Raw genomic sequence first — 25,799 nt, 5'->3', positions numbered from 1 at the left:
TTCCCGACTCGGTGCCAGGCTTTGAAAGTGAGTCGTTAACCCCGGGAAGCTCTTGGTTTTTCAACTGAAGCGTTAATACCCGCAAGGAGAAAAGCATGGCGAAAAAAATCGTCGGCTTCATCAAGCTGCAAGTGCCAGCTGGTAAAGCCAATCCATCGCCACCTATTGGCCCAGCTTTGGGTCAACGTGGTCTGAACATCATGGAATTCTGCAAGGCGTTCAACGCCCAGACCCAAGGCGTCGAGCCCGGTCTGCCATTGCCCGTGGTCATCACGGCGTTTGCAGACAAATCCTTCACCTTCATCATCAAGACCCCGCCTGCAGCGACCTTGATCAAGAAGTCCATCAAGATCGACAAGGCTTCGACCAAGCCTGGTCTGGAAAAGGTCGGCAAGATCACCCGCGCTCAGCTGGAAGAAATCGCCAAAACCAAGATGAAAGACCTGACTGCCGCCGATCTGGACGCAGCTGTTCGCACCATCGCTGGTACTGCCCGTTCCATGGGCGTGAATGTGGAGGGCGTGTAAATGTCCAAGCTCACCAAAAAGCAAAAAGCCCTGGTTGGCAAAGTGGACAGCAACAAGCTGTACGCCGTTGCTGATGCATTGACCATCGTCAAAGAGTGCGCCACCGCCAAGTTCGATGAATCCATCGACGTGGCCGTGCAACTCGGTATCGATGCCAAGAAATCTGACCAAGTGGTGCGTGGCGCTGTCGTGTTGCCTAACGGCACAGGCAAGACTGCTCGTGTGGCCGTGTTCGCACAAGGTGCCAAGGCTGAAGAAGCCAAAGCCGCCGGTGCTGACGTGGTCGGTATGGACGACTTGGCTGCCCGCGTGAAAGCTGGCGACATGCCTTTCGACGTCGTGATCGCTGCGCCTGATGCCATGCGCGTCGTCGGTACTTTGGGTCAAATCTTGGGCCCGCGTGGCCTGATGCCTAACCCCAAAGTCGGAACCGTCACACCTGACGTGGCCACAGCCGTGAAGAACGCGAAAGCCGGTCAAGTGCAATTTCGCGTGGACAAAGCCGGTATCGTGCACGGCACCATCGGTCGCCGTTCGTTTGACTCTGACAAGTTGCAAGGCAACTTGGCGGCCTTGGTGGAAGCCTTGGTCAAAGCCAAACCCGCGACCAGCAAGGGTGTTTACCTGCGCAAAGTGGCCGTGTCTTCGACCATGGGTGTGGGCGTGCGCGTCGACACACAAACCATCGCAGCTTGATTGCGTGAAATTTGAGCCAACCCTTGGGTGGGCTCAATGTGGTGGGCTGCGGTCTTCTCAACCAAGACCGCAGGTCATCCAAGACCGTTGGTGCACACACCGCTGTGCTTAATCAACAAACTGAAAAGTTCGCTTGGAAGTTTGGGCCAACGCAGATGGCGATCCCGCTGCAGATGGATGGAAATCCTTCAACAGTTGGTCGCTGCAAATAGGCGTGTTCAAGGGGAGACCCGAAGACACATATAAAGGAGTAGACCTTGAGTCTGAATCGCAGTGAGAAAGAAGCGGTCATTACCGAAGTGACCGACCTCGCCGCTAAAGCTCAAACGCTGGTGATGGCGGAATACCGTGGTATCACGGTCGCTGACATGACAAACCTGCGCGTCAAAGCTCGCAGCCTGGGCGTTTCGCTGAGCGTGTTGAAAAACACCTTGGCCCGCCGTGCTGTGACGGGTACGCAGTTTGAAATTGTTGCCGATCAGATGACCGGACCGCTGATCTATGGCTTCTCTGAGGATGCTGTGGCTGCCGCAAAAGTGGTGGCTGACTTCGCAAAAACCAATGACAAATTGGTGATTCGCGCAGGTGCATTTGCAGGTAAAGCTCTGGACGTCAATGGCGTTAAGCAGTTGGCAAGCATCCCTTCGAAAGAAGTGTTGTTGGCTCAATTGTGTGGCTTGCTGATGTCGCCAATGTCCCGCACCGCCGTGGTGTTGGGTGCTTTGGCGGCCAAAAAAGGCGAAGGCGAAGCTGTTGCCGCTTAAGGCCAGCGTTCGTGTTTAAACCAATTGTTAGGAAATAAAAATGGCATTCGATAAAGACGCATTTTTGACCGCGCTGGACAGCATGACGGTCATGGAACTCAACGACCTGGTGAAAGCCATCGAAGAGAAGTTTGGTGTGAGCGCTGCCGCTATGGCTGCTCCCGCTGCTGCTGGTGGCGGTGCCGCTGCAGCTGCTGAAGAGAAGACTGAATTCAACGTGATGTTGTTGGAAGCCGGCGCAAACAAAGTGTCCGTGATTAAAGCTGTGCGCGAAATCACCGGTCTGGGCTTGAAAGAAGCCAAAGACTTGGTGGACGGCGCTCCTAAGGCTGTCAAAGAAGGCCTGCCAAAGGCTGACGCTGAAGCCGCCAAGAAGAAGCTGGAAGAAGCTGGCGCCAAGGCCGAACTCAAGTAATTCGGTCTCGTTCCAAGGCTGGAGTGTCCGCAAGGGCCTCCAGCCTTTGGCGCTTACAGAGCGCACAGAAAAATCACTCAAAAAGCAGGTTTTTCTGTGTCTTCTGACCCGACTGCAGAAGACCCTTGGTTCGGGTTGCGTGCAATGCGCAATCGTCCGCCAACGCTGGTAGAGGCCAGCCGCCAAGCCCGTTGTTTGCGCTGAAAAGCGAGGCAACACACAGTCCTGAAAGATCAAGCCCGGAGATCTCATGGCCTATTCCTACACCGAACGCAAGCGAATCCGCAAAAGTTTCGGCAGCCGCGAAAGCGTGCTCGAAGTTCCATACCTGCTGCAAATGCAAAAAGACGCTTACACGTCGTTCTTGCAAGCAGGCGTTGTGTCATCCAAACGCACCCATGAAGGCTTGCAAGCCGCGTTTGAGTCCGCTTTCCCCATCGTCTCGCACAACGGCTTTGTGGAGATGAAGTTTGTTGAATACAACTTGGCCAAACCTGCATTCGATGTGCGCGAATGCCAGACACGCGGCTTGACCTTTTCGTCGGCTGTGCGTGCCCGTGTCCAACTCATCATTTATGACCGCGATTCCTCGACTTCACAAAACAAAGTGGTCAAGGAAGTGAAAGAGCAAGAAGTCTACATGGGCGAAGTGCCCTTGATGACCGACAAAGGCTCCTTCATCATCAACGGTACCGAGCGTGTGATCGTGTCTCAGCTGCACCGCTCACCCGGTGTGTTCTTCGAACACGACAAGGGCAAGACCCACAGCTCGGGTAAGTTGCTGTTCAGCGCACGCATCATCCCTTACCGTGGCTCCTGGCTCGACTTTGAATTCGACCCGAAGGACATACTGTACTTCCGCGTTGACCGCCGCCGCAAAATGCCCGTCTCGATTCTGCTCAAGGCCATCGGCCTGAACCCCGAATCGATCCTGGCGAACTTCTTCGTCAACGACACCTTCCGCTTGATGGACAGCGGTGCACAAATGGAATTTGTGGCCGAACGTCTGCGTGGTGAAGTCGCCCGTTTCGACATCACCGACAAGGCTGGCAAAGTGGTTGTGGCCAAGGACAAGCGCATCACTGCGCGCCACACACGCGAGCTCGAGCAATCCGGTACCACGCACATCAGCGTGCCCGAAGACTTTCTGATCGGCCGCGTGGTCGCCCGCAACATTGTGGACGGCGACACGGGTGAGATCATTGCCAAGGCCAACGAAGAGTTGACCGAAGCCTTGCTGAAAAAGCTGCGCACCTCCGGTATCCAAGACCTGCAGTGCATTTACACCAACGAACTCGATCAGGGCGCGTATATCTCGCAAACTCTGCGCATCGACGAGACCGTGGACGAATTCGCTGCACGCGTGGCCATCTACCGCATGATGCGCCCTGGCGAGCCACCGACTGAAGACGCTGTGCAAGCGCTGTTCCAGCGCCTGTTCTACAACCCCGATACCTACGACCTGTCGCGCGTGGGCCGTATGAAATTCAACGCCCGTGTGGGCCGTGGCGAGTCCACAGGTCCCATGGTGCTGACCAATGAAGACATCTTGGCCGTGGTCAAGATTCTTGTGGACTTGCGCAACGGCAACGGTGAAGTCGACGACATCGACCACTTGGGCAACCGCCGCGTGCGTTGCGTGGGCGAATTGGCCGAAAACCAATACCGCACAGGCTTGGCACGTATCGAAAAAGCTGTCAAAGAGCGTCTGGGCCAAGCCGAGCAAGAGCCCCTGATGCCGCACGATCTGATCAACTCCAAGCCGATTTCTGCGGCTTTGAAAGAATTCTTCGGCGCATCGCAGCTGTCGCAGTTCATGGACCAGACCAACCCGTTGGCCGAGATCACCCACAAGCGCCGCGTGTCGGCCCTTGGCCCTGGTGGTTTGACCCGCGAACGTGCAGGCTTTGAAGTGCGTGACGTGCACGTGACCCACTATGGTCGTGTGTGCCCTATCGAGACACCCGAAGGTCCAAACATTGGTCTGATCAACTCTTTGGCCTTGTACGCCCGCCTGAACGAGTACGGTTTCATTGAGACCCCATACCGTCGCGTGGTGGATGGCAAGGTCACGATGGAGATCGATTACCTGTCGGCCATCGAAGAAGGCAAGTACGTCATCGCCCAGGCCAACGCCACATTGGACAAAGACGGTAAGCTGACCGGTGACCTGGTGTCTGCCCGTGAAAAAGGTGAATCCATCCTGTGTGGTGCCGAGCGTATCCAGTACATGGACGTGTCGCCTGCCCAGATCGTCTCGGTTGCCGCATCGCTGGTGCCTTTCCTGGAACATGACGATGCGAACCGCGCCTTGATGGGTGCGAACATGTCGCGTCAGGCCGTGCCCGTGCTGCGCCCAGAAAAGCCCATGGTCGGTACCGGCATCGAGCGCGTTGCTGCGGTCGACTCTGGCACCGTGGTCACCGCTACACGAGGTGGTGTGGTGGACTATGTTGATGCCACCCGCATCGTGATCCGCGTGAACGACGCTGAAGCCATGGCCGGTGAAGTCGGCGTGGACATCTACAACCTGATCAAGTACCAGCGCTCCAACCAGAACACCAACATCCACCAGCGCCCCATCGTCAAGCGTGGCGACAAGCTGGCCAAAGGTGACGTCATTGCCGACGGCGCATCGACTGACCTGGGCGAAATCGCCATCGGGCAGAACATGCTGATCGCCTTCATGCCCTGGAACGGCTACAACTTCGAAGATTCGATCTTGATCTCTGAGCGCGTGGTGTCGGAAGACCGCTACACGTCGATCCACATCGAAGAACTCGTGGTCATGGCCCGTGACACCAAGTTGGGCGCCGAAGAAATTTCGCGCGACATCCCCAACCTGTCCGAGCAGCAACTGGGCCGTCTGGACGACTCCGGCATCATTTACGTGGGCGCAGAAGTGCAGCCCGGCGACGTGTTGGTGGGCAAGGTCACACCCAAAGGCGAGACCACCCTCACGCCTGAAGAGAAACTGCTGCGCGCCATCTTCGGCGAAAAAGCCAGCGATGTGAAAGACACCTCACTGCGCGTGGACCAGGGCTCGCAAGGCACCGTGATCGACGTGCAAGTCTTCACCCGCGAAGGCATCGTGCGCGACAAGCGTGCCCAGCAGATCATCGACGACGAACTCAAGCGCTTCCGTCTGGATCTGAACGACCAGCTGCGCATCGTGGAAGCTGATGCGTTCGATCGTATTGAGAAGCTGCTGATCGGTCGCGTGGCCAATGGCGGTCCTCAGAAACTGGCCAAGGGTACCCAACTCGACAAAGCCTACCTGGACGCTGTCGAGAAGTTCCATTGGTTTGACATCCGCCCTGCGGAAGACGACGTGGCCATGCAACTCGAGTCCATCAAGAACTCGCTGGAGCAAACCCGACACAGCTTCGACCTGTCGTTCGAAGAAAAGCGCAAAAAGTTGACCCAAGGCGACGAGCTGCCCGCAGGCGTGCTCAAGATGGTCAAGGTCTACCTGGCCGTCAAGCGCCGCTTGCAGCCTGGTGACAAGATGGCCGGCCGTCACGGTAACAAAGGTGTGGTCTCCAAGATCGTGCCCGTCGAAGACATGCCTTACATGGCCGACGGCACACCGGCTGACATCGTGCTGAACCCGCTTGGCGTGCCATCGCGCATGAACGTGGGTCAGGTGCTCGAAGTTCACCTGGGCTGGGCGGGTAAAGGCATTGGTCACCGCATTGGCAACATGCTGCAAGCTGAAACCCAGCGCATGGAAAAAGTGGCTGAACTGCGCAAGCTGTTCGACCAGCTCTACAACAGCCTGGGCCGCAAGGAAGACCTGTCGCAGCTGTCCGACGACGAAGTTCTGGCCATGGCCGAGAACCTCAAAGAGGGTTTCCCCTTCGCATCGCCCGTGTTCGACGGTGCGGCCGAAGAAGAAATCCGCGCCATGCTGCACCTGGCTTATCCCGACGATTTGGCCAAGGCCAAAGGCCTGACGGCCACTCGCACGCAAGCCAACTTGTTTGACGGCCGCACAGGCGACGCCTTTGACCGTCCCACCACGATCGGCTACATGCACTACTTGAAGTTGCACCACTTGGTCGACGACAAGATGCACGCCCGCTCGACCGGTCCTTACAGCTTGGTCACGCAGCAGCCGCTGGGTGGTAAGGCGCAGTTTGGTGGTCAGCGTTTCGGTGAGATGGAAGTGTGGGCGTTGGAAGCCTACGGCGCTTCTTATGTCTTGCAAGAGATGCTCACCGTCAAGTCTGACGACGTGCAAGGCCGTACCAAGGTGTACGAGAGCATCGTCAAAGGCGAACACTCCATCGAAGCGGGCATGCCCGAGTCGTTCAACGTGCTGGTCAAGGAAATCCGTTCGCTGGGCCTTGACATCGAGCTCGAGCGTTCTTAATTCACAGGCAAAGGATTTAAACCATGAAATCACTACTCGACCTGTTCAAGCAGTTCACGCCCGATGACCATTTCGATGCGATCCGCATCGGCCTGGCATCGCCCGAGAAGATCCGTTCGTGGTCTTTCGGTGAAGTGAAGAAGCCGGAAACCATCAACTACCGCACCTTCAAGCCCGAGCGCGATGGTCTGTTTTGCGCCAAGATTTTTGGCCCCATCAAAGACTACGAATGCTTGTGCGGCAAGTACAAGCGCCTCAAGCACCGCGGTGTGATCTGCGAGAAGTGCGGCGTTGAAGTCACACAAACCAAAGTGCGTCGCGAGCGCATGGGTCACATCGACCTGGCCGCACCTTGCGCCCACATCTGGTTCCTCAAGTCCTTGCCATCGCGTTTGGGCCTGGTGCTCGACATGACGCTGCGCGACATTGAGCGTGTGCTGTACTTTGAAGCCTATGTCGTAACCGATCCGGGCATGACCCAGCTGAAGAAATTCAGCATCATGAGCGAAGACGATTACGACGCCAAAGTCAAAGAGTACGGCGACGAATTCGTGGCCAAAATGGGCGCCGAAGGCATCAAGGAATTGTTGCAAGGCATCGACATCGAAAGCGAAATCGAGCGCCTGCGCGGTGACCTGACTGGCTCCGAGCTGAAGGTCAAGAAAAACGCCAAGCGCCTCAAAGTGCTGGAAGCATTCAAGAAGTCGGGCATCAAGCCCGAGTGGATGGTGCTCGAAGTGCTGCCCGTGCTGCCACCGGACCTGCGTCCTTTGGTACCGCTGGACGGCGGTCGCTTTGCGACCTCCGACCTGAACGACCTGTACCGCCGCGTCATCAACCGCAACAGCCGTCTGCGCCGTTTGCTGGAATTGAAAGCGCCCGAGATCATCGCCCGCAACGAAAAGCGGATGCTCCAAGAAGCGGTGGACAGCTTGCTGGACAACGGTCGCCGCGGCAAGGCCATGACCGGCGCCAACAAGCGCGCTTTGAAGTCTTTGGCCGACATGATCAAAGGCAAGAGCGGTCGTTTCCGTCAGAACTTGCTGGGCAAGCGCGTGGACTACTCCGGTCGTTCCGTCATCACCGTGGGCCCAACCCTCAAGCTGCACCAGTGCGGTTTGCCCAAGTTGATGGCCATCGAGTTGTTCAAGCCTTTCATCTTTGCGCGTCTCGAAGCCATGGGCATCGCGACCACCATCAAGGCCGCCAAGAAGGAAGTCGAAGCCGGTACACCGGTGGTGTGGGACATCCTGGAAGAGGTCATCAAAGAGCACCCCGTGATGCTCAACCGTGCGCCTACGCTGCACCGTTTGGGTATCCAGGCGTTTGAGCCTCTGCTGATCGAAGGCAAAGCCATTCAATTGCACCCCCTCGTTTGCGCGGCCTTCAACGCCGACTTCGACGGTGACCAGATGGCCGTACACGTGCCGCTGTCGGTGGAAGCCCAGATGGAAGCCCGCACTTTGATGCTGGCTTCGAACAATATTTTGTTCCCCGCTTCGGGCGAACCATCCATCGTGCCTTCGCAAGACGTGGTGCTGGGTCTGTACTACACCACCCGTGACCGCATCAACGCCAAGGGCGAAGGCCTGATTTTTGCCGACATCGGTGAAGTGCAGCGCGCTTTGGACGCGGGCGCTGTGGACCTGACAGCCAAGATCAGCGTGCGCATGACCGAGTGGACCAAGGACAAAGTCACTGGAGAATTCACTTCATCGGTTTCGATGGTGGAGACCACAGTGGGCCGTGCCTTGCTGTCCGAGATCCTGCCCAAGGGCCTGCCCTTCAGCAACCTGAACAAGGCGCTGAAGAAAAAGGAAATCTCCAAGCTGATCAACACGTCCTTCCGCAAGTGCGGCTTGAAAGAGACGGTGGTGTTCGCCGACAAGCTGTTGCAAAACGGTTTCCGTTTGGCCACACGCTCGGGCATCTCGATTGGTATCGACGACATGTTGGTGCCGCCAGAAAAGCCCGCCATCATTGCGGACGCGGAAAAAGAAGTCAAAGACATCGAACAGCAATACGTGTCGGGTCTGGTGACTTCTGGCGAACGTTACAACAAGGTTGTGGACATCTGGGGCAAGGCCGGTGACGCCGTGTCCAAGGTGATGATGGACCAACTGCGCAAAGAAAAGACCATCGACCGTCACGGCAAGGAAGTCGAGCAGGAGTCCTTCAACTCCATCTACATGATGGCCGACTCCGGTGCTCGCGGCTCTGCAGCGCAGATTCGCCAGCTGGCCGGTATGCGTGGCCTGATGGCCAAGCCTGACGGTTCGATCATTGAGACCCCCATCACGGCGAACTTCCGTGAAGGTCTGAACGTGTTGCAGTACTTCATCTCGACCCACGGAGCGCGTAAAGGTCTGGCCGACACGGCGTTGAAGACCGCGAACTCCGGTTACCTGACCCGCCGTTTGGTTGACGTGACCCAAGACTTGGTGGTGACTGAGCTCGATTGCGGCACCGCCGATGGTTCGCTGATGCGCGCCATCGTTGAAGGTGGTGAGGTGATCGAATCGCTGCGCGACCGCATCTTGGGTCGCACCGCTGCTGAAGACGTGCTGCACCCCGAGAACCGTTCGGTTCTGGCCACCGCCGGCACCATGCTCGATGAAGACCTGATCGACGAACTCGAAGCCGCTGGCGTCGACGAAGTCAAGGTCCGCACAGCCCTGACTTGCGCCACACGCTTTGGCTTGTGCGCCAAGTGCTATGGCCGCGATCTGGGTCGTGGTGGTTTGGTCAACAACGGCGAAGCGGTTGGTGTGATCGCTGCCCAGTCGATCGGTGAGCCGGGTACCCAGCTGACCATGCGGACCTTCCACATTGGTGGTGCGGCTTCGCGTGCGGCTGTGGCCTCCAGCGTGGAAGCCAAGTCCAACGGCATCATCGGCTTCAATGCCACGATGCGTTATGTGACCAACTCCAAAGGCGAGCTGGTGGTGATTTCCCGTTCTGGCGAAATCGTCATCCACGACGAACACGGCCGCGAGCGTGAGCGTCACAAAGTACCTTACGGTGCGATCCTGTCGATCAAGGCGGACCAGACCATCAAGGCTGGCACCATCTTGGCGAACTGGGACCCGCTGACCCGCCCGATCATCACCGAATTCGCCGGTCAGGTGAAATTCGAGAACGTCGAAGAAGGCCTGACGGTGGCCAAGCAGGTCGACGAAGTGACCGGTTTGTCCACCCTGGTGGTGATCGATCCCAAGCGCCGTGGTGCAGCCAAAGTCATTCGCCCTCAGGTCAAGTTGATCGACGCCGCAGGCAAAGAAGTCAAGATCCCAGGCACCGACCACTCGGTGACGATTGGCTTCCAGATCGGTGCGCTGATCCAGGTGCGCGACGGCATGGACGTGGGCCCAGGCGAAGTGCTGGCCCGTATCCCGGTCGAAGGTCAAAAGACCCGCGACATCACCGGCGGTTTGCCCCGTGTGGCCGAACTGTTCGAAGCCCGTTCGCCCAAAGACAAGGGCATGCTGGCCGAGATCACCGGTACCGTGTCGTTTGGAAAAGAGACCAAAGGCAAGGTCCGCTTGCAGATCACCGACCCTGAAGGCAAGGTCTGGGATGAACTGATCCCCAAAGAGAAGAACATCCTGGTGCACGAAGGCCAAGTGGTCAACAAGGGCGAGAGCATTGTGGACGGCCCTGCCGACCCGCAAGACATCTTGCGTTTGCTGGGCATCGAAGAGCTGGCCCGCTACATCGTCGACGAAGTGCAGGATGTGTACCGCTTGCAAGGCGTGAAGATCAACGACAAGCACATCGAAGTGATTGTTCGTCAGATGCTGCGCCGCGTGGTGGTGGAGAACTCCGGCGATTCCAGCTACATCGCGGGCGAACAGGTGGAGCGTTCCGAAATGCTCAACACCAATGATGCCTTGCAAAAAGACGGCAAGATCCCTGCGACCTACAGCAACTTGCTGCTGGGTATCACCAAAGCGTCCTTGTCGACCGACTCGTTCATCTCTGCGGCGTCCTTCCAGGAAACCACCCGTGTGTTGACCGAAGCGGCCATCATGGGCAAACGCGATGAGTTGCGTGGTCTGAAGGAAAACGTGATCGTGGGACGTCTTATCCCTGCCGGTACAGGCTTGGCTTATCACAAAGCCCGTGCGGTCAAGGATGCCATGGACGACGCAGAGCGCCGAGCCATTGCGGACGCCGAAGCTGCAGAACTGGCTGGCGAATCGTCGCAAGACGCCGTCACGGACGCTGGCGAAGCTGCCTGAGCGATGACATCACCGATTTGTCGGTGATCATGACCAGCCCCTGCACCGCTTGCGGTCAGGGGCTGTTTTGTTGCAGATGCAAACATGAGGTGATGGGATGGGTGCGTTGATCTTTGGCACGTCATTGGCGTTGCTGGTGTTCTGGGCTGTGGGGGCACACAACCGTTTGGTGCGCTTGCGCAGCGAAGTGGTTCGTCAATGGAGCAGTGTGGATGCCGTCTGGCTTCGCTTGCTGGTCCGTCTGCAGGGCGGTATAGCTGCACGTCAGGTCTTGGCCAGCGAAGAGGAAACGCAAGATCTTCAAAAGCTGCAGACCATTTGCGATGATTTGCTGGAGGCACTCTCGCAGTCGCGCTTGCAGCCATTGGATGAGGGCTGTCAGAAACAAGTGGTGTCTCAGCACCTGAAGCTCGTGGCTGAAATTCGTTTGATGCAACAAAACGCGCCCGAAGCGATCCGTCCTGATCTGGAGATCGCGCTCAGCCGGATGCGCCAAACATTGCCCGCAGCAATGATTCCTTACCATGTGGCCGCTTTAATCTACAACGAAGCCTTGGCCATGCGTCCTGCCTCCTGGTTGGGGCGGCGTTTGAATTTCAAACCGGCCATGCGCATGGATTTGTCATTGGCAAGCACTTGAACGAATACGAATGAAATCTGCCAAACAGAGTCAAACCGCTGTGACGAATGCCGCATCAGGCGCCCCTGTGCCTTTATGGCGGTTGCTGCAAGCCACGGCGGCTGCAGTGCAAGCGGTGCGCGCTGGTCGTTCATTGACAGCGCAACTCCAAAGCGTGCCCCAGTCCTTGCGACCTGGGGCACAGTCCTTGAGCTTTCATGTTTTGCGTCAGCTGGGCCGTGCCACGGCATTGCGCCAATTGCTGGCTGCTAAAGCGCCGCCGCCTGCGGCTGATGCATTGCTGTGTACCGCTTTGGCCTTGTGCTGGGACGAAGCGCAAGCGCCTTATCCTGTGCACACGCTGGTGAACCAGGTGGTTGAAGCTGCAAGGCAGCAACGCTCAACCCAGGCGCAAAGCGGATTTGTCAATGCTTGCCTGCGCCGCTTCATGCGCGAACGAGAGACCCTGGTGGCACAAACGGATGTGAATCCGCAAGCCCAGTGGAACCACCCGGCCTGGTGGATAGACCGTTTGCGATCGGATCACCCTGCGCATTGGCAGGCGCTGCTGACCATGGCGCAAAAACCGGCCCCCATGACTTTGCGGGTGAACCGTCTGCACCAGTCGGTGGCGTCTTACCAAGGCTTGCTCGATGAGGCAGGATTAACGTCCAAAACGGTGGGTGAGGATGGCTTGCAGCTGGCCAAGGCGGTGCCTGTGCACCAGTTGCCGGGTTTTGCACAAGGCCATGTCTCGGTCCAAGATGCCGCCGCGCAAATGGCCGCACCATTGTTGATGCACGGTCTGGACCCGAGCCCAGGATGGCGAGTTCTGGACGCATGCGCGGCCCCCGGTGGCAAAACCGGGCATTTGCTCGAAATCTGTCCGCAGGCTCAGGTATTGGCACTGGATGTGGATGAAGCGCGTTGCGATCGTATTCACCAAAACCTGCAACGACTGGGCTTGCTAGCCCAGGTTAGGGCAGCCGACGCAGGTCTGCCCGATAGCTGGTGGGATGGACAATTGTTCGATGCCATCTTGCTGGACGCGCCCTGTACCGCATCGGGCATCGTGCGCAGACACCCCGATGTGCGCTGGCTGCGCCGCCCCACAGACAGTGCGCAGTTGGCCCAGATTCAGGCGAAACTGGTCCAAACGCTGTGGCATTTGCTCAAGCCAGGTGGGCGCCTCTTGTATTGCACCTGTTCGGTCTTCAAGGCAGAGGGAGACGAAGTCGTCCAAGCGTTTCTTCAGCGCAACACTGATGCCCTATTGCACCCCTCTCCAGGCCATTTGATCCCCGGTTATGCCCCAAGAGACAGGCCAGTCGTGGACAATTCACTGGGTGAACACGACGGGTTTTATTACGCACTGCTGGAAAAGCGCCAAGCTTGAGCTTTGGGGCTGCTGCCGTTGGGCCTTGGGCGCCTTGTGGCTGCTGAGCGCGTGCAGCGCTTGGTCGCAGTCATCCCTGGCCGAATTGACGGAGCTGAGGGTTGAACGGCAGGACGGTGCACTGGTTCTGCACGCTCAGCTCAGGCTCGAACTTGGCCCAGCGGTGGAAGATGCCCTGGTCAAGGGCCTGGCCGTGCACTTTGTGGCTGAAGCTGAAGTGATGCGCGATCGCTGGTACTGGTATGACCGCAAATTGGGCAGTGTCAGCCGCTATTACCGCTTGGCATTTCAGCCATTGACCCGGCGCTGGCGCCTGAATGTCTCCAATGAGCCGATCCCGAGTTCAGGGCTGTCCAGCACTATTTCTCAAAATTTCGAGTCTTTGAACGAAGCATTGGGTGTGATCCGCCGTCAATCGGGCTGGAAGGTGGCCAACATGGCAGACCTGGATGTCGATGCACATCAATACGTGGCCTACCGCTTCAGGCTGGATGTTTCCCAGTTGCCGCGCCCATTTCAGATCGCTGCAGGCAATCAGGCTGACTGGAATCTAATCGTCAGTCGCACCCTGCGGCTGAATGCCGAATCGGTGCGCTGACATGGCCTGGTTTGCCAATTTGCGCATTCGGCAAACGTTTTGGGCTTCCAGAACCAGCAGGTGGTTGCTGACCTTGGGTGCGTTGACCATGGTGGTGATTGGTCTGGGCCTGTTGGTGCTGCTGACGCAAGCCACCGGTAACCGCGAACGCTACAACCAGAATTATGAATGGCTGGTACTGATCAACCGCATCGTGGCCAGTGGCTTGTTGATCACCATTTTGTGGGGGTTTGTGCGTTTGCTGCTGAGGTGGCGAAGCGGTCAATTTGGCGCCCGACTGCTGGTCAAACTGGCAGCCATCTTTGCCTTGGTCGGTGTGGTGCCTGGGGTGTTGATCTATGTCGTGTCCTACCAGTTTGTATCGCGCTCCATCGAGAGCTGGTTTGATGTCAAGGTCGAAGCCGCGTTGGTCGGCGGTCTCAATCTGGGGCGTGCGACGTTGGACACCTTGAGCAACGATTTGGGTAAACAAGCCCGCTCTGCGGCATCGCAACTGGCAGATGTGATGGAAGCCAGTGCAGGAATGACGCTGGAAAAGCTGCAAGAACAGCAAGGGTTCAACGATGTGGTGCTGTGGAGCACCACTGGGCGCATGGTGGCCAGTTCTGGCCAATCCAGATTCCAAATACGTCCCGAGCGTCCCCCTGCGTCAATGATCAAGGAAGCGAGGCAAAAGGGGGGGGTGGAATGGATAGAAGGCCTGGACGAGTCGATTTCTGGGGCAGATAAAGGGCGCATCAAAGTGCTGGTGTTGGTACCCCAGTCAGGCATGGCCTTTGATGAGGACCGCAAGCTCTTGCAAGTCACACAAGACTTGCCCGCCACGCTGGTCACCAACGCGCTTGAAGTTCAAGCGGCGTATCGAGAGTATCAGGAGCGTGCGCTGGCGCGAGAAGGCTTGCGTCGCATGTACATCGGCACCTTGACCCTCAGCCTGTTTCTGGCCGTGTTGGGCGCCATCTTGCTGGCCGCTCTGCTGGGCAACCAACTCGCCAGACCCTTGCTGCTGCTGGCACATGGCATGCGCCAGGTTGCCGCGGGCGATCTGACACCCAAATTAGTGCTTCAAGGAAAAGACGAGCTGGGCGGTCTCACGCGTTCTTTTGCGGACATGACACAACAGCTGTCAGACGCACGCGCCAGTGTTCAGCGCAGTCTGGAAGCCTTGGACGCGGCGCGCGGTAATTTGCAAACCATTCTGGACAACCTCACTTCCGGTGTGATGGTGCTCGATGCGCAAGGCGTCATCTTGTCAGCCAATCCGGGGGCTACGCGCATATTGCGGGTGCCTGTGGCTGCGCATGCTGGCATCAGCTTGCTGAGCTTGCCCACTTTGCAAAGTTTTGCCCAAGACGTGGCTGAACAATTTGCCCTATTGCGTTCAGACAAAGATGCCCACGAACTCGATCACTGGCAAAAGGCATTTGAAATTCACGCCACGGGACAAGGCCTGACTGAGAGTTGTGTGACCTTGCTGGCCCGAGGCGCGGTGCTGCCCGACGGGATGCGCTTGCTGGTGTTCGACGATATCTCCGAGATCGTGTCTGCCGAACGTGCGCAAGCCTGGGGCGAAGTGGCGCGTCGACTGGCCCATGAAATCAAGAACCCGCTCACGCCGATCCAGTTGTCGGCAGAGCGGCTCCAGCGCAAATTGGCCGGCAAACTGGCCGTGCCAGACGACGCCTTGCTGACCAAGTCGGTGAAAACCATCGTGGACCAGGTGGACGCCATGAAGCGGCTGGTCAATGAGTTTCGCGACTATGCGCGATTGCCGTCGGCTGATCTCAAGCCCGTGCAACTCAACGCCCTGATTTCCGATCTCTTGGTCCTGTATGCCAACGAGCCCAGCGACCAAGTGCATCGGGCCGTTGTGCGCGTGGAGCTCGACCCTGCCTGCCCACCCATTCAGGGGGATGTGCAGCAGCTGCGTCAAGTCATTCATAACCTGCTGCAAAACGGGCAGGATGCCTGCGAAATGCGCGGCCACGCCTTGCCAAACGCCCATGTACTGGTGCGCACGGAGTGGAGTGCATTGCGCCAGCGTGTGCGCCTCACAGTCACCGACAGCGGTCCAGGTTTTGCGCCCAACATCCTCAAAAGAGCCTTTGAGCCCTACGTCACAACCAAAGCCAAAGGCACAGGACTGGGTCTTGCGGTGGTCAAGAAAATTGCCGACGAACACGGCGCCCGCATTGAGCTGAGTAACGTGATGCAGGACGGTGAAATCAAAGGGGCGCAAGTCTCGCTATCATTCGCTCTGGACACAACAGCTGGAGCGCTGAATCAGCCCTCTTCATGAACTGAGACAAGACAGGCAATATGGCAAATATTTTGGTGGTTGACGACGAGCTGGGCATACGTGACCTGCTGTCTGAAATCTTGTTCGATGAAGGGCATCAGGTCGAGTTGGCTGAAAACGCAGCGCAGGCCCGCGATGTTCGCCAGCGCATGCGACCTGACTTGGTGCTCCTGGACATCTGGATGCCCGATACCGATGGCGTCAGTCTGCTCAAGGAATGGGCGTCATCCGGTTTGCTGACCATGCCCGTGATCATGATGAGCGGGCATGCCACGATTGATACAGCCGTTGACGCGGTCAAGATGGGTGCTCAGGCCTTCCTTGAAAAACCCATCACCTTGCAAAAATTACTCAAGGCGGTCGAGCATGGCCTGGCCCGGGAGCAAGTCAGGCAGGTCACCACGGCAGCGGTCTTTCAGCCCACTGCCTTGTTGACCACTGTCTCAGTGCCCGTCGCACAGGAGGGCCAGCCCCAGATGCAGCAACTCTTTGACCTTGACTGCCCACTGCGTGAAGCCCGCGATGCCTTTGAACGCGCCTATTTCGAATTCCATCTGGCGCATGAAGGCGGCTCCATGACCAAAGTGGCCGAAAAGACGGGCTTGGAACGAACACACCTGTATCGCAAGCTCAAGCAGCTGGGCGTCGATTTGTCGCGCAGCAAACGCATTGCATGAATCTTGTCAGTGGGACCAAAAACCTCTTTTTATGCTGCTATAATTCAAGTCTTCCGGCCCGGTAGCTCAGTTGGTAGAGCAGCGGATTGAAAATCCGCGTGTCGATGGTTCGATTCCGTCCCAGGCCACCAAATAAAAGCCGCAGTTTTGCAAAAAACTGCGGCTTTTTCTTTGTCTGAAATACATGGCATTTGTTTCATGCCTTGAGATGAACTAATGGTATAAATTGTCAAACATGACAAATATATTATCAATTCAACTCATGACAGTTTGTTTGACGAAGCCATCTCCGCAGCCATGGGATGGGGGAGAGGTGCGGTGTTGCTGATGGCACGGAGCGTTCGGCGCTTGTTCATCGCTTTGCGGGCAGGGACTGTCTGGCTGTGCGCGCTATGTTGGGGGTGCAGTGTGAGCGCGCAAGCCTTTGTCTTGGGCGACTTGTCTGTTTCACCGAGCCAGTTCACGGTTTTTCATGCGGTGTTGCCGTTCACTCAAACAGTGCCTGTGGATGTTCGCGACATTCAGGTGCAAATTGGCTCTGCAGGTGACTATGAGCGCTGGGGCTTGACGCGTTCTGATGCGGTGAAGTTCATTCGCCCCCGCGTTGTGCTGACCAGCGACGCTGCGGGCTACATCGAACTCGTCTCTGCGGACCCTGTAGCTGAGCCATCGTTTGACTTGGTGTTGTGGATTGCCCATTTGCAGCAAAAAATGCCTGTGCACTACAAAGTCACTGTGGCAGAAAAAACGACGCTGATCAAAGGTGATGCGTTGATGGTGCCGCTGTCACCCGTGCTTGCCGCATCGGCGCCTGCCCCCCGAAAGGCTGTGCAACTTGCCGCAGTTCAGACACCAGCCCGTGAAGTTTCAGTTAAAACGGGGGGGCCTGAAACCTCGGCAGTCCATCCAGATGCTGGTGTGTCCATGCAAATCCCCGCAGAGAGGGAGGCAGCGCAAGCGCTTGAGCTGGAGGTCAGGAAGCCCCCGGCGCCATTGCCGGCCCCTTATGTGACGGTGCTCATGCCGCATTTGAGCTTGACCAAATACGAATTGCTGCTTGGGCTCGTTGTGGGGTCCAGCGTATTGTTATTGATGGGTTTTTTACTGGGGCGTTACCGTTGGTCGCAGCCTCGAGAGGCTATGGATGAGGCCGAGTCGCTGCATGCACATTCAAGGGCGGAGCCTGCCCCGAAGCCAATGCCACGTGCCCAGGAAGGCATGAGCCCACAAGGGGTGTCAGACGATGGCGGTGTGCTGCCGACAGTGCCTGCGCCTGTGCGCCCAACGATGCGACCGACGCTGGTGGCCGACAGCACGCGCAAACAGCGCGCCACTCAGCCCCGGACGGTGGCCGAAGACCGCATCAATCTGGCCAAAATTTACATCAGCATGGGCGATGCCATGACGGCCAGATCGGTCCTGGATGAAGTGATTGCGCAAGGATCGGAGCCGGAAACGGCGCAGGCGCTGAAATTGATTCAGCAACTTGTCTGATTCCGCCTGCTGCAAGGGTGCGCCAGGCCACAGTCTGTTCAATGCTTGAGTTTGCGGTACAGCGTGCGCAAGGTCACGCCTGCAATGTCGGCGGCCTTCTTTTTGTCGCCGTTGCAGTATTCCACCAGCCGTGCAATGTACTCGCGCTCTTGCGACTTCAGTGCCGTGAAGGGGCCTGAGGTGTCCTCTTCAAACTCCATGGCTGCGACCGTGGCCCGCCAAGCCGGTGGTTGTTGCGGGGCTTGGGCCTGGCGTGGCCGAATGTCAGAGACTTTGTGCGCGGCGGGTCTGACAGGCTGCACGGGGGCGGGCGCTTGTGCTTGCGCTGCCTGGGGGCCAATGTGGTAAGTCGTGCTGGCGTAGGCCGAATGGCTGGCGCCCTGAAAAATCGACTGCTGTGCCGCGACAGCTTGGTCGGTTTGTGCAAACGCCGGTGGGTTGTTCTGGGCCTGATCCAGGTAGCCATTGAAGTCGGGCAGCATGGAACGCTGTGACTTTTTCTCGATCACGCGTTCCGATTTGCTCGAGGGCGTGCCCGCATGAATGGCTTGCACCACTTGCAGACCTGAATAGCATTGCGCGTCAAAGGTGCCCACCAGGCGGTGGATGATGTTGCGCAGCTCCAGAATGTTGGCGGTGTATTTGTGATGGCACAGCACCTCCATCGCTTCAGGGCTCACTTGCTTGTGACGGCCACCCGGAATCTCCTGCAAGATGGAGTTGACCAAGTCTGCAATGTCCTCGCGGCGCTCGTTCAGCGAAGGCGTGCGAATCGTCAGCGTGTTGATGTGGTGCAGCAGGTCATTGCGAAACTTGCCATGCTCGACCATGGCCATCAGGTCCTGGCTGGACGATGTGATCAAACGGAAATCGCTGTTGTAGGTGTCGCTGGAATTGACCGGGGAGTAAGTGTCACTTTCCATCAAGCGCAGCAGCAAGGTCTGACTGGCCGGCGGCAGCTCTCCGACCTCATGCAAGTACAGCGTTCCACCTTCGGCCAGCGACACGGCGCCTTGGCGCAATTGGTGGTTGTAGGGGTTGAGCGAACCCAGTATCTCCAACTCGAACTTGCTTTCCTTGATGCCCAGGCAATCGATCTGAACAAAGTTGTGAGCGCTTCGGCCACTGACGTTGTGCACTGTGGTGGCCGACTGGCGCTTGCCTGTGCCCACCTCCCCTGCGAGCAAAACCGGGTCGTCTGTCTGGCTGGCCATGTGAAGGCGCCGAACAAACGCATGGAAGGCGGCGCTTGTCGGGCGTTTAGCCACTGTCAGGACGGAGGTCTCGGAAGTCAAGGGGGGCATGCGGCTCACACAGGCGTTGATGTTTTTGTCACTATTGACAAATTTTAATCGGGGTAGTGTAAAAAGTAAGTGGTTTTTAATTGAATATGTTGCGTACAAGCCATGCTGTGAATGCGGATGGGCAAAGGCAAATGGGATAAATGAAACAACCACAGGGCGCGACTTTGATATTGATGAATTTGGAGATCAGACGGTATTGATTGACATACCGTTCGTATCCCATAGGTCGGCACTCGAAGAGTCTGACATGGATGTGGCATCCGTACCGCATGCACAAGCGCAATGGCATGGTCAGCAAAACGTCGGGGTAGCCGACTGCCCATTGACCGGGGCACCGCTGCATACGGGTTAACACCTGATTGACAGCACAACGATGCAAGCAAATACTTCAAGCCTCAAATATTCAGGCCTTAATCAAAATGGGCCATTCAATGGCAGAGGTTGAAAAAATGAAAATCGTGTGCATTGGCGGCGGCCCATCGGGCCTGTACTTTGCGTTGTTGATGAAAAAGCTCAACCCTGACCATGACATCACCGTGGTGGAGCGCAATAAGCCCTACGACACTTTTGGGTGGGGCGTGGTGTTTTCAGACCAGACGCTGGAGAACATGCGTGAGTGGGACAAAGAAACCGCCGCAGAGGTGGAGCAAGCATTCAACCATTGGGATGACATCGAGCTGCACTTCAAAGACCGGGTGATCCGCTCAGGCGGTCACGGCTTTGTGGGCATCGGACGCAAAAAGTTGCTCAACATCCTGCAAGAGCGCTGTGAGCAAGTGGGCGTCAAGCTCTTGTTCGAGCAAGACGTGCAGTCTGACTTGGACTTTCCCGATGCCGACCTGATCATCGCCAGCGATGGTGTCAATTCGCGTGTGCGAAGCCGGCTGCCCGAAGTGTTCAAGCCCGATATCGTCACACGACCCAATCGTTTCATCTGGCTGGGCACCAACCGCCAGTACGACGCCTTCACCTTCTTGTTCGAGAAGACCGAGCACGGCTGGTTCCAGGCCCACGTCTACAAGTTCGACAACCAGACTTCCACCTTCATCGTTGAGTGCCCTGAGCATGTGTGGCTGGCGCACGGCCTGGACAAAGCCGATCAAGACGCGTCGATCGCCTTCTGCGAAAAGCTTTTCGCCAAGAACCTGCAAGGCGAGAAGCTGATGACCAACGCCCGCCACCTGCGTGGCTCGGCGTGGCTCAACTTCCAGCGCGTCAAGTGCGCCAACTGGTCCACCTTCAACGGCAACAGCCATGTGGTGCTGATGGGCGACGCGGTGCACACCGCGCACTTTGCCATCGGCTCGGGCACCAAGCTGGCACTCGAAGACGCCATTGAGTTGGTGCGCCAATTCAAGGCGTTGGGTGACACGGCCGACCGCATCCCTGAAGTGCTCAAGCACTACCAGGCCGTGCGCGAGATCGATGTGATCCGCCTGCAGAATGCCGCCTGGAACGCGATGGAGTGGTTCGAGGTGTGCGGCGAGCGCTACTGCGACCAGCTCGAACCCGAGCAGTTCATGTACTCCATGCTCACCCGCAGCCAGCGCATCAGCCACGAGAATTTGCGTTTGCGTGACAAGGACTGGCTGGAGGGCTATGAGGCGTGGTTTGCGGGTCGCACGGCAACCCCTGGCGTTCGTCCACCGATGTTCACGCCCTACACCTTGCGCTCGGTCACGCTCAAGAACCGCGTTGTCGTCTCGCCCATGGCGCAGTACATGGCCGTCGACGGACGCGTGGGCGACGACCACCTGGTGCACCTGGGCGCACGCGCCATGGGCGGCGCAGGCCTGGTCATGGTCGAGATGACCGCACCCAGTGCCGACGGCCGCATCACACACGGCTGCCCGGGCTTGTGGAGCGATGCGCAGACTCAAGACTTCAAACGCATCACAGGCTGGGTGCATGCCAAGTCCGACGCCAAGATCGGCCTGCAAATTGGCCACGCCGGACCCAAAGGCTCGACCTGCCGCCCCTGGCAAGGTGCTGGCATGGACAAGCCTGTGCCCGCAGATGACGCTGAAGGCAACTGGCCTTTGATTGCGGCCTCTGCTCAGCCCTATTTGCCGCATGGCGAGGTACCCCGCGCCATGAGCCGCGCTGACATGGACCGCGTCACGGCCGAGTTTGTGGCGACCACGCAGCGCGCTGCCCAAGCTGGTTTTGACTGGTTGGAGTTGCACTGTGCACACGGCTACCTGCTGTCGAGCTTCATCAGCCCACTCACCAACCATCGCACAGACGAATATGGCGGCTCGCTTGATAACCGCCTGCGATACCCGCTGGAAGTGTTTGCCGCTGTGCGCGCAGCTTGGCCCAAAGACCTGCCCATGTCGGTGCGCATTTCGGCGCACGACTGGGTTGAAGGCGGCATCACGCCCACCGATGCGGTCGAGATCGCCCGCGCCTTCAAGGCCGCAGGTGCCGACATGATCGACTGCTCATCGGGCCAGGTCAGTGCGCAGCAAAAGCCCACCTACGGCCGCATGTACCAGACCCCGTTTGCCGACCGCATCCGCCAGGAAGCAGGTATCGCAACCATCGCGGTGGGGGCGATCAGTGAAGCCGACCACGTCAACAGCATCCTGGCCGCAGGCCGCGCCGACCTGTGCGCCGTGGCCCGCCCGCACCTGGCCAACCCGGCCTGGACGCTGACAGAAGCTGCACGCATCGGCTTCAAAGACATCGCCTGGCCCCGCGCTTATGAGTCGGGCAAGCCCCAGCTCGAAGCAGGCTTCGCACGCGAGCGTGCGATGCAGACCGCGAGCAAGGGGGACTGAGATGTCGCATTCACATGGCAGGACTTCACCCTCCTTGCAATTTGAATTTGTGGGAGCCGCGCCCTCGCGGCGATTGGGCGTCTATCGCGGCGAGGGCGCTGCACCCACAGAATTCAATCGCGGCGAGGGCGCCGCTCCTACAGGGGGCAAACCATGCTGAGCAACCGACATGCCCTCATCACCGGCGCGGGCGCAGGCATTGGCGCGGCCATCGCGCTGCAGCTGGCCCAAGCGGGCTGCCGCCTCATGCTCTGCGGGCGATCGCACGACACGCTGCAAGCCCAGGCCGAAGCGCTGCGCGCACAAGTGCCTGATGTGGCGGTGTTGATTGCGCCCATGGACGTGGCCGATGAACACGCCGTACATGCGGCGATGCAGCAGGCGCAGGCCCGCTTTGGCCCGGTGAACATCTTGGTCAACAACGCGGGCCAGGCGCACAGCGCGCCCTTTGCCAAGACCGATGCCGCGCTGTGGCAGCAGATGCTGAACGTCAACCTCACAGGCACTTACCACTGCATCCAAGCCGTGCTGCCCGGCATGCTCGAGGGGGCCAAAGCAGGCACACCAGGGCGAATCATCAACATCGCCAGCACGGCGGGCCTCAAAGGCTATGCCTATGTGAGCGCCTATGTCGCGGCCAAGCACGGCGTGGTGGGCCTGACCAAAGCGCTGGCCCTCGAATTGGCCCGCAAAGGCGTGACCGTGAACGCGATTTGCCCCGGCTACACCGAGACCGACATCGTGCGCGAAGCGGTGCAAAACATCGTGAGTAAAACAGGCAAGAGCGAAGCCGAAGCGCGCCAAGTCTTGGCCGCGAGCAACCCGCAACAGCGCTTGGTGCAGCCGCACGAAGTGGCGCAAAGCGTGTTGTGGTTGTGCGCAGCGGGCAGCGATGCGATCAACGGTCAATCGATTGCCATTGATGGTGGGGAGCTGGTGTCATGAGCGCACGACAAGACACGGACATGGAAGTGCGTGCACACGCCGACCACCACGCCTCGTTGCGCCTGTGGTTGCGTCTGCTTTCGGCCACCACCCGCATCGAAGACACGATCCGTCAACGCTTGCGCGAGCAGTTTGACATCACGCTGCCGCGCTTTGACCTGATGGCGCAGCTCGAGCGCGAGCCGCAAGGCTTGTCGATGAGCGAGCTGTCACGCCGCATGATGGTCACGGGTGGCAACGTCACATCCATAGTTGACCAGCTTGAAAAAGAACAACTGGTGCAGCGGCAAATGCAGGCCAGCGACCGCCGCTCCTACACCGTCAGCCTGACCGAGGCTGGGCGTACTGCGTTCGCGTCCATGGCGCAGGCCCACGAGGGGTGGGTCGTCGAGCTGCTGTCGCCGCTGGCCGAACAAGATCAAACACAACTGCATCAACTGCTGGGCGCTTTGAAGTCCGGCACCCCCACCGCAAACAACAGCGCCCTTCGTAGGTCGGTGGTCGAAGACCCCGACGTGGGTCGCGCAGGCCTTGGCGCTGAACGCGGGCCGCAGGGGGGATTCACGCCCTTGTCGGACTCTTCGAGTGCCGACCTACCCAATCCTAAGGAGACAAAATGAGCGAACGATATTTGTCCGGCCAGCCCCATCAGCTGCCCCGCCACAACCAGCCCATGGCGGGCTACCAGCCCGAGCATTTTTTGCTGTCCGTCAAAGACGGTGTGGCCACGGTGAGCTTGAACCGCCCCGAGCGCAAGAACCCGCTGTCGTTTGACTCTTACGCCGAGCTGCGTGACTTTTTCCGCGCCTTGCCCTACGCACCTGACATCCACGCCGTGGTCATCACGGGTGAGGGTGGCAACTTCTGTTCGGGTGGTGACGTGCACGAGATCATCGGCCCGCTCACCCAACTCGACATGCCCGGCCTCTTGGCCTTCACCCGCATGACGGGCGACTTGGTCAAGGCCATGCGCGCCTGTCCGCAGCCCATCATCGCGGCGATCGACGGCGTGTGCGCGGGCGCAGGCGCGATCCTGGCCATGGCCTCAGACCTGCGTTACGGCACCGAGCGCAGCAAGACCTACTTTTTGTTCAACAAGGTCGGCTTGGCTGGTTGCGACATGGGCGCGTGTGCGCTCTTGCCGCGCATCATCGGCCAAGGGCGTGCGAGCGAGTTGCTGTTCACCGGGCGCGGCCTGGGCGCGCTGGAAGCCGAGCGCTGGGGTTTTTACAACCGTGTGTGCGAGGCAGGCACTGTGCTGGCCGATGCACAGGCCATCGCCGCCCAGCTGGTAGCAGGCCCCACCTTTGCCAACGGCATCACCAAAAAGATGCTGCAACAAGAATGGAACATGGGCGTGGACGAAGCCATCGAGGCCGAAGCCCAGGCCCAAGCCATCTGCATGGCCACCAACGACTTCCACCGGGCGTACCACGCCTTTGTGGCCAAGCAAACACCTGTTTTTGAAGGGGACTGAGTCATGTCAGACCACCCAGCCAATCACCCGCCAGAACTCGACTGGCCCTTCTTTGACGACAGCCACCGCGACTTCAAAGTGCGCTTGGACACTTGGTGCCAAGAGCACCTTGCACACGCACACCACGACGAAAGCCGCGATGCGGTGGATGCCGAATGCATCCGCCTGGTGCGCTTGTTGGGCAGCGGCGGCTGGCTCAAGCACGCGGTCTCAGGCACGGCCTATGGCGCAGCATCTGACGTGATCGACACCCGCCAGCTCTGCCTGCTGCGCGAAACGCTGGCTTTCCATAACGGCTTGTCAGACTTCGCGTTTGCCATGCAGGGTTTGGGCACAGGCGCCATCAGCCTCATGGGCACAGCCGATCAAAAGCAGCGCTACCTGGCGCGTGTGGCATCGGGCCAGGCCTTGAGCGCCTTTGCTTTGAGTGAGCCCGATGCGGGCTCCGATGTGGCCGCCATGCAGTGCAGCGCCACGGCAACAGCAGACGGCTATGTGCTCAATGGCCGCAAGACCTGGATCAGCAACGGCGGCATCGCCGACTTTTATGTGGTGTTCGCCCGCACAGGCGAAGCGCCTGGCGCACGCGGCATCACGGCTTTCATTGTGGATGCCGACACGCCCGGTCTGTCGATTGAAGAGCGCATCGACGTGGTCGCGCCCCACCCGCTGGCCACGCTCAAGTTTGACAACTGCAAGGTCGCTGCCAACCAGCGCATTGGCGAAGCGGGCCAGGGCTTCAAGGTCGCCATGGCCACGCTCGATGTGTTCCGAACCTCGGTGGCGGCAGCCGCTTTGGGTTTTGGGCGGCGTGCGCTGCACGAGTCCATCAGCTGGGCGCGTTCACGCAAGATGTTTGGCCAAACCTTGGGCGACTTCCAGATCACCCAGACCAAGATCGCCCAGATGGCCACCATGCTGGACGCGGCCACGCTCTTGACGTACCGCGCCGCGTGGCTGCGCGACCAAGGCGGGCGCATCACCCGCGAAGCGGCCATGGCCAAGATGACCGCCACCGAAAACGCCCAGCAGATCATCGACATGGCGGTGCAGATGCACGGCGGCATGGGCGTCAAAAAAGGCGTGATGGTCGAGTCGCTGTACCGCGAGATTCGGGCGCTGCGCATTTACGAAGGCGCCACCGAAGTGCAGCAGCTGATCATCGGCAAGGACTTGTTGAAAGGTTGAC

Annotated in this window: 17 protein-coding genes, 1 tRNA gene and 1 pseudogene; 18 read left to right on the top strand and 1 reads right to left on the bottom strand. The window is 58.7% G+C overall.

The features are described from left to right. The first annotated feature begins 95 nt into the window (after positions 1-95). The 13 genes from rplK to B9Z51_RS16540 all read left to right on the top strand — a co-directional run bounded on the left by rplK (position 96) and on the right by B9Z51_RS16540 (position 18,101). Positions 96-527 carry a 50S ribosomal protein L11 gene (rplK, locus tag B9Z51_RS16600; RefSeq protein WP_062407242.1) on the top strand — a complete coding sequence of 144 codons (432 nt, stop codon included), beginning with the start codon at positions 96-98 and terminating at the stop codon, positions 525-527. After that, positions 528-1,223: a 50S ribosomal protein L1 gene (gene rplA / locus B9Z51_RS16595; protein WP_108376276.1), complete on the top strand. Its 696-nt coding sequence runs from the start codon at positions 528-530 to the stop codon at positions 1,221-1,223. Positions 1,224-1,480: 257 nt separating this feature from the next. Next, positions 1,481-1,987, top strand: coding sequence for a 50S ribosomal protein L10 (gene rplJ / locus B9Z51_RS16590; protein WP_108376275.1), 507 nt, complete (start codon positions 1,481-1,483; stop codon positions 1,985-1,987). A gap of 40 nt (positions 1,988-2,027) precedes the next feature. Then, positions 2,028-2,402, top strand: a complete 375-nt coding sequence (rplL, locus tag B9Z51_RS16585; RefSeq protein ID WP_090140537.1) for a 50S ribosomal protein L7/L12 — start codon at positions 2,028-2,030, stop codon at positions 2,400-2,402. Positions 2,403-2,652: 250 nt separating this feature from the next. Beyond that, positions 2,653-6,777 carry a DNA-directed RNA polymerase subunit beta gene (gene rpoB, locus B9Z51_RS16580; RefSeq protein WP_108376274.1) on the top strand — a complete coding sequence of 1,375 codons (4,125 nt, stop codon included), beginning with the start codon at positions 2,653-2,655 and terminating at the stop codon, positions 6,775-6,777. A 23-nt stretch (positions 6,778-6,800) separates the two neighbouring features. Continuing rightward, a complete protein-coding gene (gene rpoC / locus B9Z51_RS16575) occupies positions 6,801-11,018 on the top strand; it encodes a DNA-directed RNA polymerase subunit beta' (RefSeq protein ID WP_108376273.1) in 4,218 nt (1,405 codons plus the stop codon). A gap of 97 nt (positions 11,019-11,115) precedes the next feature. Continuing rightward, a complete protein-coding gene (locus tag B9Z51_RS16570; protein WP_108376272.1) occupies positions 11,116-11,658 on the top strand; it encodes a hypothetical protein in 543 nt (180 codons plus the stop codon). A 10-nt stretch (positions 11,659-11,668) separates the two neighbouring features. Further along, on the top strand, positions 11,669-13,033 hold the full coding sequence (gene rsmB / locus B9Z51_RS16565; protein ID WP_108376271.1) for a 16S rRNA (cytosine(967)-C(5))-methyltransferase RsmB: 1,365 nt from the start codon (positions 11,669-11,671) through the stop codon (positions 13,031-13,033). Continuing rightward, positions 12,984-13,631: a DUF4390 domain-containing protein gene (locus B9Z51_RS16560; protein ID WP_233255013.1), complete on the top strand. Its 648-nt coding sequence runs from the start codon at positions 12,984-12,986 to the stop codon at positions 13,629-13,631. The genes rsmB and B9Z51_RS16560 overlap by 50 nt, the downstream gene beginning before the upstream one ends. A gap of 1 nt (position 13,632) precedes the next feature. Then, positions 13,633-15,930 carry an ATP-binding protein gene (locus tag B9Z51_RS16555; RefSeq protein ID WP_108376269.1) on the top strand — a complete coding sequence of 766 codons (2,298 nt, stop codon included), beginning with the start codon at positions 13,633-13,635 and terminating at the stop codon, positions 15,928-15,930. A gap of 20 nt (positions 15,931-15,950) precedes the next feature. Continuing rightward, a complete protein-coding gene (locus B9Z51_RS16550) occupies positions 15,951-16,607 on the top strand; it encodes a response regulator (protein WP_108376268.1) in 657 nt (218 codons plus the stop codon). A gap of 55 nt (positions 16,608-16,662) precedes the next feature. Further along, positions 16,663-16,738, top strand: a tRNA-Phe gene (locus B9Z51_RS16545). Between the two features lie 277 nt (positions 16,739-17,015). Beyond that, on the top strand, positions 17,016-18,101 hold the full coding sequence (locus tag B9Z51_RS16540; protein ID WP_158272916.1) for a FimV/HubP family polar landmark protein: 1,086 nt from the start codon (positions 17,016-17,018) through the stop codon (positions 18,099-18,101). 38 nt (positions 18,102-18,139) lie between these two features. On the opposite strand, the gene B9Z51_RS16535 is transcribed toward B9Z51_RS16540, so the two are convergent. After that, entirely contained in the window at positions 18,140-19,405 is a 1,266-nt protein-coding gene (locus tag B9Z51_RS16535) for a sigma 54-interacting transcriptional regulator (RefSeq protein ID WP_146187794.1), read from the bottom strand. A gap of 449 nt (positions 19,406-19,854) precedes the next feature. Between B9Z51_RS16535 and B9Z51_RS16530 the strand changes: the two genes are divergently transcribed. The 5 genes and pseudogenes from B9Z51_RS16530 to B9Z51_RS16510 all read left to right on the top strand — a co-directional run bounded on the left by B9Z51_RS16530 (position 19,855) and on the right by B9Z51_RS16510 (position 25,798). Next, complete coding sequence (locus B9Z51_RS16530; RefSeq protein WP_108376362.1) at positions 19,855-22,188, top strand: bifunctional salicylyl-CoA 5-hydroxylase/oxidoreductase; 2,334 nt, start codon at positions 19,855-19,857, stop codon at positions 22,186-22,188. A gap of 153 nt (positions 22,189-22,341) precedes the next feature. After that, positions 22,342-23,133, top strand: a complete 792-nt coding sequence (locus B9Z51_RS16525; protein ID WP_108376265.1) for an SDR family NAD(P)-dependent oxidoreductase — start codon at positions 22,342-22,344, stop codon at positions 23,131-23,133. Next, positions 23,130-23,594 (top strand): annotated as a pseudogene (locus tag B9Z51_RS16520) (MarR family winged helix-turn-helix transcriptional regulator); the annotation flags it as partial. The gene B9Z51_RS16525 and the pseudogene B9Z51_RS16520, both read left to right, overlap by 4 nt. 155 nt (positions 23,595-23,749) lie before the next feature. Next, positions 23,750-24,610 (top strand): enoyl-CoA hydratase family protein, encoded by an 861-nt coding sequence (locus tag B9Z51_RS16515; RefSeq protein WP_108376263.1) that lies wholly within the window; start codon positions 23,750-23,752, stop codon positions 24,608-24,610. A 3-nt stretch (positions 24,611-24,613) separates the two neighbouring features. Then, positions 24,614-25,798, top strand: coding sequence for an acyl-CoA dehydrogenase family protein (locus B9Z51_RS16510; RefSeq protein WP_108376262.1), 1,185 nt, complete (start codon positions 24,614-24,616; stop codon positions 25,796-25,798). Position 25,799 lies beyond the last annotated feature (1 nt).

The organism is Limnohabitans sp. T6-5, assembly GCF_003063315.1.
Taxonomy (GTDB): domain Bacteria; phylum Pseudomonadota; class Gammaproteobacteria; order Burkholderiales; family Burkholderiaceae_C; genus Limnohabitans_A.
Note: the sequence above shows the minus strand (reverse complement) of the source record. Positions and strands in the feature narration are given on the sequence as shown.

Excerpts from the sequence above, each read along its gene's own strand:
- rplK (WP_062407242.1), top strand. The coding sequence starts at position 96 with ATGGCGAAAAAAATCGTCGGCTTCATCAAGCTGCAAGTGCCAGCTGGT.
- B9Z51_RS16515 (WP_108376263.1), top strand. The coding sequence starts at position 23,750 with ATGAGCGAACGATATTTGTCCGGCCAGCCCCATCAGCTGCCCCGCCAC.
- rsmB (WP_108376271.1), top strand. The coding sequence starts at position 11,669 with ATGAAATCTGCCAAACAGAGTCAAACCGCTGTGACGAATGCCGCATCA.
- B9Z51_RS16535 (WP_146187794.1), bottom strand. The coding sequence starts at position 19,405 with ATGCCCCCCTTGACTTCCGAGACCTCCGTCCTGACAGTGGCTAAACGC.
- rpoB (WP_108376274.1), top strand. The coding sequence starts at position 2,653 with ATGGCCTATTCCTACACCGAACGCAAGCGAATCCGCAAAAGTTTCGGC.
- B9Z51_RS16570 (WP_108376272.1), top strand. The coding sequence starts at position 11,116 with ATGGGTGCGTTGATCTTTGGCACGTCATTGGCGTTGCTGGTGTTCTGG.
- B9Z51_RS16530 (WP_108376362.1), top strand. The coding sequence starts at position 19,855 with ATGAAAATCGTGTGCATTGGCGGCGGCCCATCGGGCCTGTACTTTGCG.
- rplL (WP_090140537.1), top strand. The coding sequence starts at position 2,028 with ATGGCATTCGATAAAGACGCATTTTTGACCGCGCTGGACAGCATGACG.
- B9Z51_RS16525 (WP_108376265.1), top strand. The coding sequence starts at position 22,342 with ATGCTGAGCAACCGACATGCCCTCATCACCGGCGCGGGCGCAGGCATT.
- rpoC (WP_108376273.1), top strand. The coding sequence starts at position 6,801 with ATGAAATCACTACTCGACCTGTTCAAGCAGTTCACGCCCGATGACCAT.
- B9Z51_RS16550 (WP_108376268.1), top strand. The coding sequence starts at position 15,951 with ATGGCAAATATTTTGGTGGTTGACGACGAGCTGGGCATACGTGACCTG.
- B9Z51_RS16555 (WP_108376269.1), top strand. The coding sequence starts at position 13,633 with ATGGCCTGGTTTGCCAATTTGCGCATTCGGCAAACGTTTTGGGCTTCC.
- B9Z51_RS16510 (WP_108376262.1), top strand. The coding sequence starts at position 24,614 with ATGTCAGACCACCCAGCCAATCACCCGCCAGAACTCGACTGGCCCTTC.
- rplA (WP_108376276.1), top strand. The coding sequence starts at position 528 with ATGTCCAAGCTCACCAAAAAGCAAAAAGCCCTGGTTGGCAAAGTGGAC.